Here is a 15,095-nt window from a genome sequence, read left to right on the forward strand (position 1 = left end):
TTCATTTCGGCGAATACTCGGATCGTCGATCGCGAGACCGGCCAGATTCATGTCGGCAAGGTACCGCCTTACTCCGTCGTTCACCCCGGCACCATGGGCGGCGGTCCCGACCGGCCGGCGCGCTACTGCGTAATCATCACCAAGACCGTCGACGAGCGCACCCGGTCGAAGACCTCGATCAACGAACTGCTGCGCGACTGACCGTCAGCCGTTGTGGCGCGCCCACTCCGGGCGTGCCTTGAAGCGTACCGCCTCCTTGAGGAGGATCTTCGCAACACGCTCCGGCGCGAAGCCGATCTCCAGGAGGCCGATGCCGGCGTTGGCGACCTCGCGATATTCGGCGATCTTGCCGTCGCGGAGAGTGAGCATGGAAATGCCATCGAAGCCTACGCGCTTGCCCTGCGCCTCGGGCAAGGTCGAGACGTAGCTGAAGGTGTAGTAGGCATAGAGAGTCTGCCCGTCGCTCACCGGCCGGAACATCTCCCATCGGAAGTCGCGCGCGGTCCGGTGGAACCAGTCGTCGATCATCTGGCCGATCTTCTCGCGTCCCTTGAAGGCGCCATAGAAGACATCGTGATAGACGCCGTCATCCGTGAACAGGGCGGCAAATGCCCTGCCGTCGCGCCGTTCGACGGCGGCGCAGAATTCCCTCAGCAATGTTGCTGCGTCCATGCTTAATTCCTCCCGACGAGCCGCAATCATGACTAAACTGGTCGACGCGGCAAGGGAGGAGAGCCTGGCATGAGCCTTTGGATCGTCATCGGCATCGTAGTCCTGATCGTGCTCTGGCTGATCGTGATCTACAACGGCCTCGTCGGCGGACGGAACCAGGCGCAGACGGCGTGGAGCCAGATCGATGTCCAGCTCAAGCGGCGGCACGATCTCATTCCCAACCTCGTGCAGGTGGTGAAGGACGCCATGGGCTACGAGCAGGAGACGCTCACCAAGGTGATCCAGGCCCGCAATGCCGCCGCCGCGGCTTCCGGGCCGGCGCAGGCGGGACCGGCGGAGGCGGCGCTCAGCCAGGCGACACGCGGCCTGCTGGGCCTCGTCGAGAGCTATCCGCAGCTCAAGGCGAACGAGAACGTGAAACAGCTCCAGGAAGAGCTCGCCAGCACCGAGAACAAGATCGCCTTCTCCCGCCAGTTCTACAACGACTCGGTCAACAGCTATAACAACCGGCGGCAAAGCTTCCCGGCCGTACTCGCCGCCGCATCGCTGGGCTTCGGCCCGATCGACCTCTTCACCATGCCCGAGACCGAACGCGAGGTGCCCAAGGTCGCGCTGCGCTGACCATGAGCGGCACCACCGACTTCGTCGCGGCCCAAGCCGTCAACCGGCGCAACACCTTCCTGCTGCTCGTGCTGCTGACGGTCCTCGCGGCGGTGACGGGTTACGTCGTGGGCTGGCTGCTGCAAAGCGAGACAGTCGACCAGGTGCCGCTGGTCAGCGAGGCCGGTCTCGTGGCGGCCACCTTGATGGCGTTGGCGAGCATCGGCTGGAGCGCCATCTCGCTCGCCTTCGGCGACCGCCTGGTGCTGGCCATGGCCGAGGCCAGGCCGATCGAGAAACCCGACGCACCGCAGCTCTACAACGTCGTCGAGGAGATGTCGCTCGCCGCCGGCGTCCCCATGCCCAGGGTCATGATCCTGGAGACCGAAGTGCCGAACGCCTTCGCGACCGGCACCAAGCCCGCCCACGGCACCATCGCCGTGACGCGCGGGCTGGTCGACCAGATGAATCGCGATGAACTGCAGGGCGTAGTCGCTCACGAGATGGCCCATCTTGCCAACCTCGACACGCGCTACATGGTGGTGGTCGGCGTGACCGTGGGCCTGATCGCACTGGTGTGCGACATGATCCTGCGCACCATGCAATGGGGCGGCCTTTCCGGCCGGCGGCGCGACGACGACCGCGGCAAGGGCGGTTCCGGCGCCGCCCTGTTGATTCTCCTGCTTATCGTGGTGGCGATCCTGGCGCCGCTCGCGGCAAAGGCCGTGCAAATGGCCGTGTCGCGCCAGCGCGAGTACCTGGCCGACGCGACCTCGGTACAGTTCACGCGCAATCCCAACGGCCTGATCTCCGCCCTCGGCAAGCTCGCGGCGGCGGCAGCGCCCTTCCCGGGGGTCAGTCGTGCCACGCAGCACCTGTACATCGTGAATCCGGTCCAGGCGATGACCTCCAAAACGCCGGCCCTGCTGGCCACCCATCCCGACATCGCCGACCGGATCGCTCGCTTGCGCAATCTCGGCGCCTGGGCTGCTTAGACATTGACTTTGCGCGTTCTGTGTTCTGTATACAGAAACGCCATGAAGCCCTTCGATCCGGAGCCCGATCTCAGCGAACGTATCCATGACGCCGTCCTCGAAGCCATCTGCTCCGGGGAATTGAAGGCGGGCGCGCGCATCACGCAGGAGGAGCTGGCGAACCGGTTCGGCGTCTCGCGCCAACCGGTACTGCAGGCCATGATGCTCCTGCGGCGCGAAGGGTTCCTGATCGATGCCGGCCGCAAGGGCGTGTGCGTGGCGCCGCTCGATGTCCAGCAGGCGAACAATCTCTATATCGTGCGCGCCGCCCTTGATGGGGTCGCGGCCCGGCTGGCAGCGGCACGTTACACGCGCGAGCTCGCCCATCGCGGCCGGCTCCTGCTCGACGTCGGACGCCGGGCAATTGCGAGCGGATACATCCCGTCGGCCATCGAAGCCGACATCGATTTCCATCTGTTCATCTACGAGGCTTCGGGCAATCCGGTGATTTCCGAGACCACACAGCCGCACTGGCAGCACCTGCGTCGTGTCATGGCCGCGGTGCTGAGCGAGGAGGATCTGCGCGTCAGCGTGTGGGACGAGCACGAGGCCATCCTGCACGCACTGGAAGTAGGCGACTCAAGCCGGGCCGAGACGCTCTGCCGCAAGCACGCTGAGCAGACGGCCGACGTGCTGACCACCCGATTGAAGGCCGTGGTTTCCCGCGCCGCGTAACGCCCTCGTCTGCAAGGCCACAGGAGAAACGCCATGAAGCTCACTCCCGAACAGCTCAGGCAATTCGACGAAGAAGGCTACCTCTTTTTTCCCGATTATTTCTCGCCCGAAGAGACCGCGATTCTCAAGACGGAGATTCCGGTCGTCTTCCGGCAGCACCGCGAGGAGAACGTGCGCGAGAAGACCGGCGACGTCGTGCGGACCGCCTTCGCCGTCCATACCTACGACCCGGTGTTCGAGGCGCTGGTGCATCATCCGCGCTTCGTCGAGCCGGCCGAGCAGCTCCTGGGCGACAGGACCTACATCCATCAGTTCAAGATCAACGGCAAGGCCGCCTTCGACGGCGATGTCTGGCAGTGGCACCAGGACTACGGCACGTGGAAGGCGGACGACGACATGCCGGAAGCGCGGGCGATGAACCTCGCGGTGTTCGTCGACGAGGTGAACGAGTTCAACGGCCCGCTGTGGTTCATTCCCAAGAGCCACAAGAAGGGCGCGCTGGACGCCAAGCACGACCTCACCACCACCTCCTATCCGCTGTGGGTGATCGACAACGACACCATCGCCAAGCTGGTGAAGCAGGGCGGCATCGTCGCCCCCAAGGGTGGGCCAGGCTCGGCGATCTTCTTTCATGGCACCCTGGTCCATGGCAGTCCGCCCAACATGTCGCCGTGGGACCGCCAGATCATCTACGTCACCTACAACGCCGTCTCCAACGCCATCCGCCGCTTCAAGCGCCCGGCCCATATCGCGCATCGCGACTTCACGCCGATCGACGCCTGGCAGGACGACGCCGTGCTGCGCGCCGCGCGGCGCAAGGCCGCGGCGGAATAACCAGGATCAGCGGAGGAATTGATGAACCTGCATCGCATGCTGCTGGAGCGCGCGGCCGACGCCAATCCACTGCGCATCGGCCTGATCGGTGCCGGCAAGTTCGGCGCCATGTATCTCAGCCAGATCCCGACGACGCCGGGCATCCATCTCGTGGGCATCGCCGACCTCTCGCCCGCGCGCGCCCGTGAGAATCTGGCGCGGCTGGGCTGGAAGCCGGACGTCACTTCGGCGATCTCCTTTGCCGAGGCGCGCAAGCACGGCAACACGCATCTCACCGAGGACTGGCGCGCGCTGGTCGCCAACCCCGAAATCGAGATCGTGGTCGAGGCGACGGGCGATCCGATCGCCGCCGTCGAGCATGCGCTCGAGGCGTTCCGGAATGGCAAGAGCGTGGTCATGGTCACGGTCGAGGCCGACGCCTTCTGCGGCCCGCTGCTGGCCAGGCGCGCGGCCGCCGCCGGTGTTGTCTACAGCCTCGCCTATGGCGACCAGCCGGCGCTGATCTGCGAGCTGGTCGATTGGGCCCGCACCTCGGGCTTCTCCGTGACGGCGGCCGGCCGCGGCCACAAATGGCTGCCGCACTACGCGCAATCGACGCCCGAGACGGTGTGGAAATACTGGGGGCTCAACGAGGAGCAGGCCAGGCGCGGCGGGCTCAATCCAAAGATGTTCAACTCCTTCCTCGACGGCTCCAAGCCCGCCATCGAGAGCACAGCGGTGTCGAATGCGACGGGCCTCACGCCGGCGCCGGACGGGCTCGCCTTCCCACCGTGCTCGGTCGAGGACCTGCCGTTCGTGATGCGGCCGGCCGCCGAAGGCGGCCACTTGCACCACAAGGGCCAGGTCGAGGTCGCCTCGTCACTGGAGAAGGACGGGCGCGCCATTCCCTATGAGATCCGCAAGGGCGTATGGGTCGTCTTCGAGGCCTCTACCGAGTACCAGAAGAACTGCTTCGAGGAGTACATGCTCTGCACCGATCCCAGCGGTCGCTATTCGGTAATGTACAAGCGCTGGCATCTGATCGGCCTCGAGGTCGGCATGTCGGTCGCCTCGGTCGGCCTGCGCAAGGAGCCGACCGGCTGCCCGATCGGCTTCCACGCCGACGTGATCGCCACCGCCAAGCGCGACCTCAAGGCCGGCGAGATGCTGGACGGCGAGGGCGGCTACACCGTCTACGGCAAGCTGTTCCCGGCCGACAAGTCGACCGGGCTGGGTAGCCTGCCGCTCGGCCTCGCCCACAACGTCAAACTTTTGAAGCCGATCAAGGCCGGCCAGTCGCTGGCCTATGCCGACGTGGCCATGGACGAGAGCCTGACGGCGGTGAAGCTGCGCCGCGAGATGGAACGCGACTTCGCGCCGGCGGCGAAGATCGCGGCGCAGTAGAGCTTCAAAGCGAGGTGCCGATCGATTGGTGGGCGCCTCGCGCTTGAACTCGCGGCTGCATCTGCCACCTCCGCTCTTGTTGGTTTCAACGGGAGCCGGATACACAGCAGTTGTTCGTCCGTGCGGCTGGAACGGCGGTCTTGAGCCAGCACCGTGCCTTGGGACCTTGCACCCCTGGCTTTACATAGGTCCAGGCTTTGCATTGGCTTTCCTTCTGGCATGCCGTCCGGCAGAGCAATTCCGGATGATCTCTCAGATCCGTGTTGCTCACCTCGAAATTGCGATAGTCGCCGCCAGCGCGGTCAATGCCGGGTTCGACACCCGTCGTGACGCCCGTCACGCAGCAACCATTGGCTCGTGGGGCTGGAACGGCGGTCTTCAGCCAGCACCGTGCCTTGGGACCCTGGACCCCTGGCTTGACATAGGTCCAGGCTTTGCATTGGCCTTCCTTCTGGCAGGCCGTCTGGCAAAGCAATTCGGGCTGGTCCCTCAGATCCGTGTTGCTGACCTCGAAATTTCGATAGTCGCTGCCAACACGGTCAACCCCAGTCTCGATCAAGACATCCGCTTTTGCGGCTTCGGCCGATGCGAAAAGAACTGCCGCAATGGTCAGGCAAACTGCCATCAGGTGCTTTGCACGCATCGCACTCCCCAACCCGAATTCAGCCGTGGCGTTCGATGAGGATCGACAGTGATTGCCGATCCTGAATGCAATCACTTGGTCGCTCGGTACACAATGTAGCTCCCGCGCTCGAGCTTCCAGTTCAGATTGATCGTGCCGCGCGTGACGTAGCGGCGGTTCGTCTTACTATTGTCGACCCAGGTATTCTGTTCGATGACGTTAAGTACGCCGCCACTGACCGACTCGATGATCGCGGAGTGTTGACTCGAGGTCTCCCACCATCCGTTAGGGCCCACGAGCTTGGCATTGAAGAGTTGAATGACGTCGCCGGGGTGGTAAGGGGCGTCGACCTTTGTGCCCCACACGTAGCTGCCCGACGTAAACCGCGCCCCGACGCTGGCAAGGGCCGCCTGCACAAGATGCGTGCATTCGCCGTCGCCGACCTGACCCATCGGCAGCGGTGGACAGGGCTGGCGGACTTTTCCATTGCCATCGACGCATTTGCCCAACTGCGCAACAGCGTAGGCGAGAACCTGAGATCCCAGCGATGATGACGCGGTCGCGCCGCCGTGTGAGCTTTTTATTGGCTTCTCGATGACGGTACCCGAAACGCAGCAATTGCTATGGACCTGATTAGGCCTCGAGTCCTTCAGCCAACATCTCGCTTTGGGTCCCTGCACGCCCGACTTGACGAAAGTCCAGGCTTTGCACCTTCCGTCGGATTCGCAAGCCGACTTGCAGGGTCCGAAGCCTCCGATAGAAGGTTCCAGATCGAAATTCTTGTAGTCGCCACCTGGCCTGTCGATACCGGATTCCGTAGTGGTCTCGTTGGCGGCGGCCGGACCGATCGGGATCACACTTGCAAGTAGATACACCGATGCAAGTGCCAAGACCCAACGAAGTCCCCACCGAACCGGCATCCTGTTTGGTCCAAACATCTAAATCTCCCGATTTTCGTGTTCGCTGCAGTTTCGCGCGCATTGGTTGGGCGGCCATTTCAGCTCGCCACCATTGCAGGCATGCAAGTCATCATTGACGGACGCAGAGTCGTCGGAAAATCGTCTCCGAGCCGCCAAGCCTAGAGTCCGTCGTATTTCGCGTCGTCCACCGTTTGGTGGAGGCGCGGGTCGCTTATGCGACGGTCGTAATCGCCCGTCCCGACCGGGTGGTACGCCGTACGCTCTCCACCAAACGGTGGACGACTCTCCTTTCGGCTGCATGCGAAGGTCGGATCCCGGACCGCAACGCATCGGAGCGATCGACTGGCAACGAGACGCCGGCGACGTCGATGCCTTCGGATCGATCTGTAACCCTTTACGGCCGGGTCGGCGATTTCTCCGTAACCGTTCGGTCCCGACCCGATTGGGAGGCCTTGTCCGCGATGATGATGAACAAGCGCTCTGCCTGGCTCGCTGCCCTCGTTCTTGTTTGCATCGCCTCTCCCACCGGGGCGCGCGACTCATCACTCGTCGGCGGCCCAGGTGGAGGAAATTTCAGAGATCAATGTGGAGCGGGCCAATATTTGACCGGCGTATCCGTGCGCTACGGAACGTTGCTGGATGCGGTGGTCCCATTCTGCGCGGCCTTCAATGCCAAAACCGGGTTGCTCGGCGCCCCGGGATTTCCGATGAACCATCATGGTGGCAGTGGCGGAGGACTCGCTGGACCGATCTCCTGCAACAACGATCAATACGTGTCGGGGATGATGTTCGCCTACACCAGTGATAGTCAAAGCGGCAGGCCGAAATACATCGCCTCGATCCAGCTCCAATGCAAGACGATCCGGTCCGGCCCCAAGTCGCAGACGCGCACGGTCGGTGCGGAGGGCAGACTGTCTCATCAAGGCTACAGTTGCGGAGATGATGAAGCTGTCATCGGGATGATCGGGCGCTCCGGCGCCTACGTCGATGCGCTCGGGGTGATCTGCGGCCCGCGGCCTGTTGCGACCGGCCCGGTAGTCACCCCGCCGCCGCCCGGTCCCGGGCCAAAGCCTGATGCGACCCTCAATCAGAGAAATCAAGGAGCATCGAGTTCAGTCGAAAGCGGAGTCGATAGGCCGGGTCAGGATTACCGGAGCTTCGACCTGGCGCCCTCGATCGCAGGCTTCGATCCGTGCAAGTCAGCTTGCGAGTCCGATGCGAACTGCAAGGCCTGGACCTTCGTCAAACCGGGCGTGCAGGGCCCCAAAGCGAGATGCTGGTTGAAGTCGGGCACGCCTTCGCCAAGGCCGAACGGATGCTGCGTCTCGGGGGTGAAAGCGGGCAACTGAGTCTATGGCTCAGTCGGGATAGCTGCGCGCGATGTCAACAAGTCGGGAGCTAACCATGCGACATCAGGACGAAGCGGTTTGGATGCCACGCCTCCTCGCCGCATGTCGCGTGCCGCATACATTTTCATGGGGCCGGATTTTCCTGTTGGCTTCGTGTGTTCTTGCCGCTGCAGTTACCGGGGGCCCCGCTCAGGCAGAGGACGAGCCCGGGACCAAAGATCCTCCGGTCGTCGGCCGTTATGCCGGTTCGCGCATCGGATACCAAAAGATCGTCGATTTTGACCAAGTCGCGCTTCTGAAAGCGCCGCACGACTATGGCTCGCTCCTTGAAAAGAACACCCTCAAGGATCGCTCGGGTGCGGAATGGCTCAAGGTCGAAGGACGTGCAACGCGTACACGCTATGAAATCCCGCCCGGTCGGTCCTCCCTCGAAGTTCAGCGGAACTATCAGAACAACCTCAAAAGTAGCGGCTTCGAGCTTGTTTTTGATTGCAGTGACCAGAATTGCCTCACTGGCAACTTGCAAGATCCATACTTGCTTGGCCAGCAACTCGATCCCGAAAACAACGATTCGACCAGCTACTTCGATCACGCTCGATATACGCTGATGAAGCGGAGTGCGAACGGCGCGGATATCTACGCAGCGATCCTAACGGGCGAAGACAAGGGGCGAACCACCGCCTTTGTTCAGGTCGTCGAAGTGAAGGCGATGGAAGGCGATAAAGTCCAGGTGATGAGCTCGAGCGACCTGGATCAGGCCATCGCCAAGACTGGCAAGGTTGCCATCTACGGCCTGCTCTTCGATTACGACAAAGCCGTCCTGAAGCCCGAGTCGAAGCCGACCCTCGATGAAATTGCCAAGCTGCTGGCCGCCAAACCGGAACTGCGCTTGAACATCGTCGGGCACACCGACAATCGAGGTACCGCCGACTACAATTTGGACTTGTCTTCGCGGCGCGCACAAAGCGTAGTGACCGCGTTGACGCAGGACTACGCGATCGCGCCTGACCGCCTGACAGCGTCGGGCGCCGGCTTGACCATGCCTGTTGCCCCCAATGATACCGAAGAGGGGCGCGCCAAGAATCGCCGAGTCGAGCTTGTCGCCAAGTGATGGATACGAGGTCGACGGCAACGCACAGCAATCCGCGATTGTAGCTTGGGCAAAACGAACGCCCAGCCAGTGCTGCGGGCCCACAGGAGCGGCGGCGCGACCGTCGCGACCGGCAAGATCGACAGCGTGAATGTGTGCTTCGGGCCCGGAACGGGGCCGGTCGACAGCGGTAGAGGCGGCCGCAGTACGCCTCCGTTCGGGCCGACGAGGGCAAAGCCATATGGTTGGCAAGCCCGGCCCTGGCCACGACGATGCGACCACGCCGGAGCGCGTGACCGGCTCGGGAGTTGCCCGAGCGACCTGACAATGTCCGTCCGTTTCGACCAACGATACCGAAGGAGAGCGACCCAGAAATCGCCGTGAGCGGGTCGCCAAAAGAAGGATATGGGTCGAACTTTCTCAACCCGAAGCGCCTACCATTGTCCGAAACCGGCCGAAGACGCCGTTCGGATATCAGGATAGCTGATCAGCCGGTTGTACCAGGACAGCGTCCAAGCTGGTCATGTCAGTCGCACTGTGCTGTATTCCGCGGCTGGGGCTTTGCTGGGGGAGCGGCTCTTGCCAAATGAAGCTTTCGAACTTGCGCGAATGATTGGCAATTTCTACGACGCCGTCATCGAACCCAGCCTTTGGCGGAAAGCTCTCGACGATATGCGAAGCCATTTCGGTTTCCACATCGGGGCCCTCGGAATCATTGCTCTGCCAACCGGAAAATTCGTCGTCCAAGTGACGTCCAATGTCCCGGACGACTACGTTGCCCGAATGCACCTCTACAATGACGACATCGTCCAGGTCTGGGGCGGCGCCGCCAAGCTGGCCGAGCTGCCGCTGGAAGAGCCGGTGCTGAATTCGCAAGTCACCGGTCCGGACGTATGGGAAGCGACCCGCTTCTATCATGAGTGGGTTCGGCCGCTCGGCCTGGTCGACCAGGTTGGCATCGCGCTGGCGCGCGACAGGACAATGATAGGCAATGTGGGCCTTGGCCGTCATGAATCCGCTCCGCCCTTGACGGATGCCGAGATGGATGGCTTGCGTTTTCTGGCACCGCATCTTCGGCGTGCTGCAATCATTAGCCGACTGCTGGATGGCACGACATCGGCCGCGAACACTTTCGAGGCCGCGTTGGACCTGACCCGTTCGGCTGTAGTGCTGGTCGCCGAGGACATGTCGATCATACATGCCAATGCTGCCGCCAGGACCATGCTGAAGAATGGCGACCCTATACTCACGGTCCGTGGCAAGCTCGCGCTGCTGCACGAGCTGGTGCCCGATCGTCTGCAAGCGGGAGTTGAGCTGGCGGCTCGAGCCGAGCAGAACCTCGAACGACGCGGCATCGGCATCGCGGCAAAATTCCGCGACGGAAAGGCGCTCGCGATACAAATCATGCCGCTTGGAAGACGCACATCGCGCGGCGGGCTCGATCGTCGTGCCGCCGCCGCGGTTTTCATCGGCGACGCTGTCGCCCCGCTTGAAATGCCCGCCGACGCGCTGCGGCTGCTCTATGAACTGACGCCGGCCGAACAACGTGTGTTCGAACTCGTCGTGGCCGGCCAGCCGACGGCCGGCATTGCAGAGCGGCTGGGCGTCGCGCCGAGCACGGTGCGGACGCATTTGCTGCGGGTTTTTGCGAAGACCGACTGCCACACGCGTGTCGAGTTAATGAAGCTCGGCCGAGAGCTCGTATTGCCGGCTGACCCGCTGAATCCGGACAGAGCCCAAAAGCCATCCCGGCCGTCAGGTCACGCGCTTTTGCGGGAGCAGCGCCGACCGAATTGACTTCGGAGTGCTTGGCCGTCGGCTGCCAGCTTTGCATCGGTGGCCATTTCGGGCACCGGGATCGGCGAATTGGCCGCCCAGCCACGGGTCCAAAGGAGCTACAGCGCTGGCGCGTGGTCTTTCTCCTTCGTCTCGGCCGGCGACTTGCCCTCCGCTGCCTCGCGCTCCTTCTCCTTTCGCGCCTTGAGGAGTTTGCGCAGGATCATGTTGCGCTTGAGCGCGGAGATGTGGTCGATGAACAGGATACCGTCGAGATGGTCGATCTCGTGCTGCACGCAGGTGGCGAGCAGGCCCTCGCACGCGAGATCCTGCTGCTGGCCGTCGCGGTCGAGATAGCGCACCTTGACCTTGGCCGGGCGGACCACGTCGGAATAGTGCTCCGGCACGGAGAGGCAGCCCTCCTCGTAGGTCACGTCCTCGTCCGACGCCTCGACGATCTCGGGATTGGCCATGAACAGCGGCCCGACCTTGGTATCCTCACGGTCGATGTGCAGGACCACGACGCGCTTCAGCTCGCCGACCTGTGGCGCCGCAAGGCCGATGCCGGGCGCGGCGTACATCGTCTCCAGCATGTCGTCCATGAGCTGGCGCACGTCCGCATCCACCGCGGCCACGGGCAGCGACTTCTTCTTGAGGCGCGGGTCGGGCGCGGTGAGGATCGTCTTTAGAGTCATGCGCGTTAAATATGCAGGCAAATCAGGCGTTTCAAGGCCGATTGGGAGGCGCTCGCAGACCGTCAGGCACGCTTGACCATGGTACCGACGCCGGCCTCCGTGAAGACCTCCAGCAACAGGCAGTGCGGCACCCGGCCGTCCATGATGGTGGCCGCCTCGACGCCCCGGTTCACCGCATCGATGCAGTTCTCGACCTTGGGGATCATGCCGCCGGAGATGGTGCCGTCGGTGATCAGCGCCCGCGCCTGCTCGACGGTCATCTCGGCAATGAGCTGGCCGTTCTTGTCCAGCACGCCCGGCACGTCGGTCAGGAACAGAAGGCGCTTGGCCTTCATGGCGCCGGCGATGGCGCCCGCGGAAGTGTCGGCATTGATGTTGTAGGTGAGCTCGTCGTTCACGCCGAAGCCGATCGGCGCCACCACCGGGATGACGTCGGCGCGGCGGAGCTGCTCCAGCACCATGACGTTGATCATGGCCGGCTCGCCCACCTGCTTGAGATCGACCTTCAGCATCTCCCCGGTCTTGGGGTCGCGCATCTCGGCAACCCTGTTGGCGAGGATCAGGTTGCCATCCTTGCCGCAGATGCCGACGGCGATGCCGCCGCATTCGTTGATGTCGGCCACGATCGCCTTGTTGATCGAGCCCGCCAGCACCATCTCGACGATCTCCATGGTCGCGGCGTCCGTGACCCTGAGCCCGTTGACGAACTCGCTCTTGATGCCGACCCGCTCCAGCATCTTGTTGATCTGCGGGCCACCGCCATGGACCACGATGGGGTTCATGCCGACCTGCTTCATCAGCACGATGTCGCGGGCGAACAGGTCGCCCAGCCTGGGGTCGGTCATGGCATGGCCGCCATATTTCACGACGAAGGTCGCGTCGTTGTGGCGGCGCATATAGGGCAGGGCCTTGGAGATGGTCTCCGCCATGCGGATGAGCCGCTTCTGCTCCTTGTCGGTCTGAACCGGCTCGGCCATGTCGCTTGAACCCCAGGTTGGCAAAAGCCCTCTCCGCGCCGGGAGAGGGCTAGGTCCGCATCATATATCAGGCGGCCGGCGGATAGAAGAAGCGGCCGCCGGACATCAAGTTGATTGTGGGAAATTCAAATGATCGACACCGACACTCTCGCCGAATGCGGCCACGTCGTGGCGCCAAGGCTTCTGCAATTGCAGGAATGCCGGGAACTTGCGGCGCTCTGGCCGCAGCAGGATCGCTTTCGCAGCCATATCGTCATGCAGCGGCACGGCTACGGCCAGGGCGACTATCAGTACTTCGCCTATCCGCTGCCCGATCCGGTGCAGCGGCTGCGCCAGGTGCTCTATCCTCCGCTGGCGGCGGTGGCGAACCGGTGGAACGACGTGTTGGGCATCGACAAGCGCTTTCCGCCCACGCTCGAGCGCTGGCTGCGCGAATGCCACGCCGGCGGACAGAAGCGGCCGACGCCGCTGCTGCTGCGCTACGGCGCCGGCGACTACAACTGCCTCCACCGCGACCTCTATGGCGACCTGGTCTTTCCCTTGCAGGCCACGATCCTGCTGAGCGCGCCCGGCCGGGATTACGAGGGCGGCGAGTTCATGCTGGTGGAGCAACGGCCGCGCCAGCAATCGCGCGGCGAAGTGGTGCCGCTCGGACAGGGCGACGCCGTGATCTTCGCCGTCAACCAGCGTCCGGCTAAAGGCAGCCGCGGCTGGCACCGAACGGCGATGCGTCACGGCGTGTCGAGCGTGCGCAAAGGTCAGCGGTTCACGCTCGGCATCATCTTCCACGACGCGGCTTAAGCTGCCGGCTGGCCAATCGCGACGGCCAGGATCTCTGCCCGCAGCTCGGGGATGCCAAGGCCCGTCTCGCTGCTGGTCGGCAGGACCTGCGGATGAGCGGCGCCATGCTTGCGTGTGACCGCTTCGGCAGCCGCGATGGCGTGCCCCACGTCGGCCGGCTTGAGATGGTCCGTCTTGGTCAGCACCAGCTGATAGGACACGGCGGCGGCGTCCAGGTTGTTCATCGTCTCGCGATCGGCATCCTTCACGCCATGGCGCGAGTCGATGAGCAGACAGACGCGCCGCAGTGTCGGACGGCCGCGCAAATAGGCGGAAGCGAGATCCTGCCAGGTCTCCTTCATCGACCTCGAGACCTGGGCGAAGCCGTAGCCCGGCAAGTCGACCAGCAGGAGCCGGCCGGCAAGATCGAAGAAGTTGATCTGCCGCGTGTGACCGGGGCTGGACGAGGTGCGCGCCAGCGACCGGCGGCCGGTCAAGGCATTCACGAGGCTCGACTTGCCGACATTGGAGCGGCCGGCGAAGGCGATCTCCGGCAGGCTGATCGGAACGAGCGATTCGAAGGAGGCGGCACCGGCGACGAAATCGCAGGGCCCGGCGAAGAGCTTGCGCGCCGCCTCGATCTCCTCGGATGTGCGCGCGCCCGCCTGCGCCTGGTTCATCACCCCTTCTTGGCCACGCTCTTGCCGCCCTTCTTGCCGGGGCTGTTGCGCGTGGCCGCAGGCGGCGGCGCTGGTGACGGCGCCGTCGCCGTCGCAGCCGTCTTGGCCTTGCGGCCGATCGGCGCGCCGTGACGGCGCATGATGAAGTATTGCTGGGCGATCGAGAGCGTGTTGCTCCACGCCCAGTAGATCACGAGGCCAGCCTGGAACGGCGCCATCATGAAGGTGAACATGATGGGCAGGAACTGGAACACGCGCTGCTGCATGGGATCGGCCGGCGCCGGATTGAGCTGCTGCTGCAGGTACATCGTCACGCCCATGATGAGTGGCCACAGACCGATGTTGAAGAAATGCAGGAACTCCGGCACCTGCCAGTGGAACAGGCCGAAGCCGGTCAGGACGGTGAGCGGATCGGGGGCGCTGAGATCGTGGATCCAGCCGAAGAACGGCTGATGGCGCATCTCGATCGTGGTGTAGAGCACCTTGTAGAGGGCGAAGAAGACCGGGATCTGCACGACGATGGGCAGGCAGCCTGCCGCCGGATTCACCTTCTCGCGGCGATAGAGCTGCATCAGCTCCTGGTTCATGCGCTGCTTGTCTTCGCCGTAGCGCTGCTTCAGCTTCTCCATCTCGGGCTGAAGCCGCTTCATCTTGCTCATCGCGGCGTAGGACTTGTTGGCGAGCGGAAAGAAGGCCGCCTTGACGATCACGGTCAGCGCGAGGATGGCCAGGCCGAAGTTGCCGAGCTGGCGGTAGAGCCACTCGAGTAGCCAGAACAGCGGCTTGGTGAAGAACCAGAACCAGCCCCAGTCGATCGTGAGGTCGAACTTCTCGATGCCGTACTTCTTTTCATAGTCGGAGATGACGCGCACGATCTTGGCGCCGGCGAACAGCTTGGCGTCGGTCGCGGCGGTGGCGCCGGGCGCGATCGCCTGGGCCGGCCCGATGTAGTCGATCTGGTACTTCAGCTCCGGGCCCGTGCCGGTCTGCTTCAGGGTGACGTCGACC

Annotated in this window: 16 protein-coding genes and 1 pseudogene; 10 read left to right on the plus strand and 7 right to left on the minus strand. The window is 63.6% G+C overall.

The features are described 5' to 3' along the window. Positions 1–201, plus strand: a pseudogene (locus VH499_RS13525) (2,3,4,5-tetrahydropyridine-2,6-dicarboxylate N-succinyltransferase); the annotation flags it as partial. 3 nt (positions 202–204) lie between these two features. On the opposite strand, the gene VH499_RS13530 reads toward VH499_RS13525, so the two are convergent. After that, entirely contained in the window at positions 205–672 is a 468-nt protein-coding gene (locus VH499_RS13530) for a nuclear transport factor 2 family protein (protein ID WP_332053267.1), read from the minus strand. 69 nt (positions 673–741) lie between these two features. Between VH499_RS13530 and VH499_RS13535 the strand changes: the two genes are divergently transcribed. The 5 genes from VH499_RS13535 to VH499_RS13555 are packed head-to-tail and all read left to right on the plus strand — an operon-like array spanning position 742 to position 5,198. Continuing rightward, positions 742–1,293: a LemA family protein gene (locus tag VH499_RS13535; RefSeq protein ID WP_332053268.1), complete on the plus strand. Its 552-nt coding sequence runs from the start codon at positions 742–744 to the stop codon at positions 1,291–1,293. Between the two features lie 2 nt (positions 1,294–1,295). Continuing rightward, positions 1,296–2,267, plus strand: coding sequence for a M48 family metallopeptidase (locus VH499_RS13540; RefSeq protein WP_332053269.1), 972 nt, complete (start codon positions 1,296–1,298; stop codon positions 2,265–2,267). Between the two features lie 42 nt (positions 2,268–2,309). Next, a complete protein-coding gene (locus VH499_RS13545) occupies positions 2,310–2,981 on the plus strand; it encodes a GntR family transcriptional regulator (protein WP_332053270.1) in 672 nt (223 codons plus the stop codon). A 33-nt stretch (positions 2,982–3,014) separates the two neighbouring features. Further along, positions 3,015–3,815 (plus strand): phytanoyl-CoA dioxygenase family protein, encoded by an 801-nt coding sequence (locus VH499_RS13550; protein WP_332053271.1) that lies wholly within the window; start codon positions 3,015–3,017, stop codon positions 3,813–3,815. 21 nt (positions 3,816–3,836) lie between these two features. Then, on the plus strand, positions 3,837–5,198 hold the full coding sequence (locus VH499_RS13555; protein ID WP_332053272.1) for an NAD(P)H-dependent oxidoreductase: 1,362 nt from the start codon (positions 3,837–3,839) through the stop codon (positions 5,196–5,198). An 85-nt stretch (positions 5,199–5,283) separates the two neighbouring features. On the opposite strand, the gene VH499_RS13560 is transcribed toward VH499_RS13555, so the two are convergent. Continuing rightward, positions 5,284–5,841, minus strand: a complete 558-nt coding sequence (locus tag VH499_RS13560) for a PAN domain-containing protein (protein ID WP_332053273.1) — start codon at positions 5,839–5,841, stop codon at positions 5,284–5,286. A 71-nt stretch (positions 5,842–5,912) separates the two neighbouring features. Further along, on the minus strand, positions 5,913–6,677 hold the full coding sequence (locus VH499_RS13565; protein WP_332053274.1) for a PAN domain-containing protein: 765 nt from the start codon (positions 6,675–6,677) through the stop codon (positions 5,913–5,915). Positions 6,678–7,201: 524 nt separating this feature from the next. Between VH499_RS13565 and VH499_RS13570 the strand changes: the two genes are divergently transcribed. The 3 genes from VH499_RS13570 (at position 7,202) to VH499_RS13580 (ending at position 10,976) form a co-directional block, all read left to right on the plus strand. Further along, positions 7,202–8,089, plus strand: coding sequence for a PAN domain-containing protein (locus VH499_RS13570; RefSeq protein ID WP_332053275.1), 888 nt, complete (start codon positions 7,202–7,204; stop codon positions 8,087–8,089). 55 nt (positions 8,090–8,144) lie between these two features. Continuing rightward, entirely contained in the window at positions 8,145–9,200 is a 1,056-nt protein-coding gene (locus tag VH499_RS13575; RefSeq protein WP_332053276.1) for an OmpA family protein, read from the plus strand. A 588-nt stretch (positions 9,201–9,788) separates the two neighbouring features. Continuing rightward, complete coding sequence (locus VH499_RS13580; protein WP_332053277.1) at positions 9,789–10,976, plus strand: helix-turn-helix transcriptional regulator; 1,188 nt, start codon at positions 9,789–9,791, stop codon at positions 10,974–10,976. 98 nt (positions 10,977–11,074) lie between these two features. Here the strand turns inward: VH499_RS13580 and def are convergent, their stop codons facing one another. Next, entirely contained in the window at positions 11,075–11,650 is a 576-nt protein-coding gene (gene def / locus VH499_RS13585) for a peptide deformylase (RefSeq protein WP_332053278.1), read from the minus strand. 62 nt (positions 11,651–11,712) lie between these two features. Continuing rightward, positions 11,713–12,627, minus strand: coding sequence for an acetylglutamate kinase (argB, locus tag VH499_RS13590; protein WP_332053279.1), 915 nt, complete (start codon positions 12,625–12,627; stop codon positions 11,713–11,715). Between the two features lie 129 nt (positions 12,628–12,756). Here argB and VH499_RS13595 point away from each other — a divergent pair, with 129 nt between their 5' ends. Then, positions 12,757–13,428: a 2OG-Fe(II) oxygenase gene (locus VH499_RS13595; RefSeq protein ID WP_332053280.1), complete on the plus strand. Its 672-nt coding sequence runs from the start codon at positions 12,757–12,759 to the stop codon at positions 13,426–13,428. Here VH499_RS13595 and yihA read toward each other — a convergent pair. Both yihA and yidC read right to left on the minus strand, forming a co-directional pair. Next, complete coding sequence (yihA, locus tag VH499_RS13600; RefSeq protein WP_332053281.1) at positions 13,425–14,087, minus strand: ribosome biogenesis GTP-binding protein YihA/YsxC; 663 nt, start codon at positions 14,085–14,087, stop codon at positions 13,425–13,427. The genes VH499_RS13595 and yihA overlap by 4 nt on opposite strands. Next, a partial coding sequence (gene yidC / locus VH499_RS13605; RefSeq protein WP_332053282.1) for a membrane protein insertase YidC occupies positions 14,087–15,095 on the minus strand: 1,009 nt, incomplete at its 5' end. The genes yidC and yihA, both read right to left, overlap by 1 nt.

The organism is Reyranella sp., assembly GCF_036558665.1.
In the GTDB taxonomy this organism is placed as follows: Bacteria; Pseudomonadota; Alphaproteobacteria; order Reyranellales; family Reyranellaceae; genus Reyranella.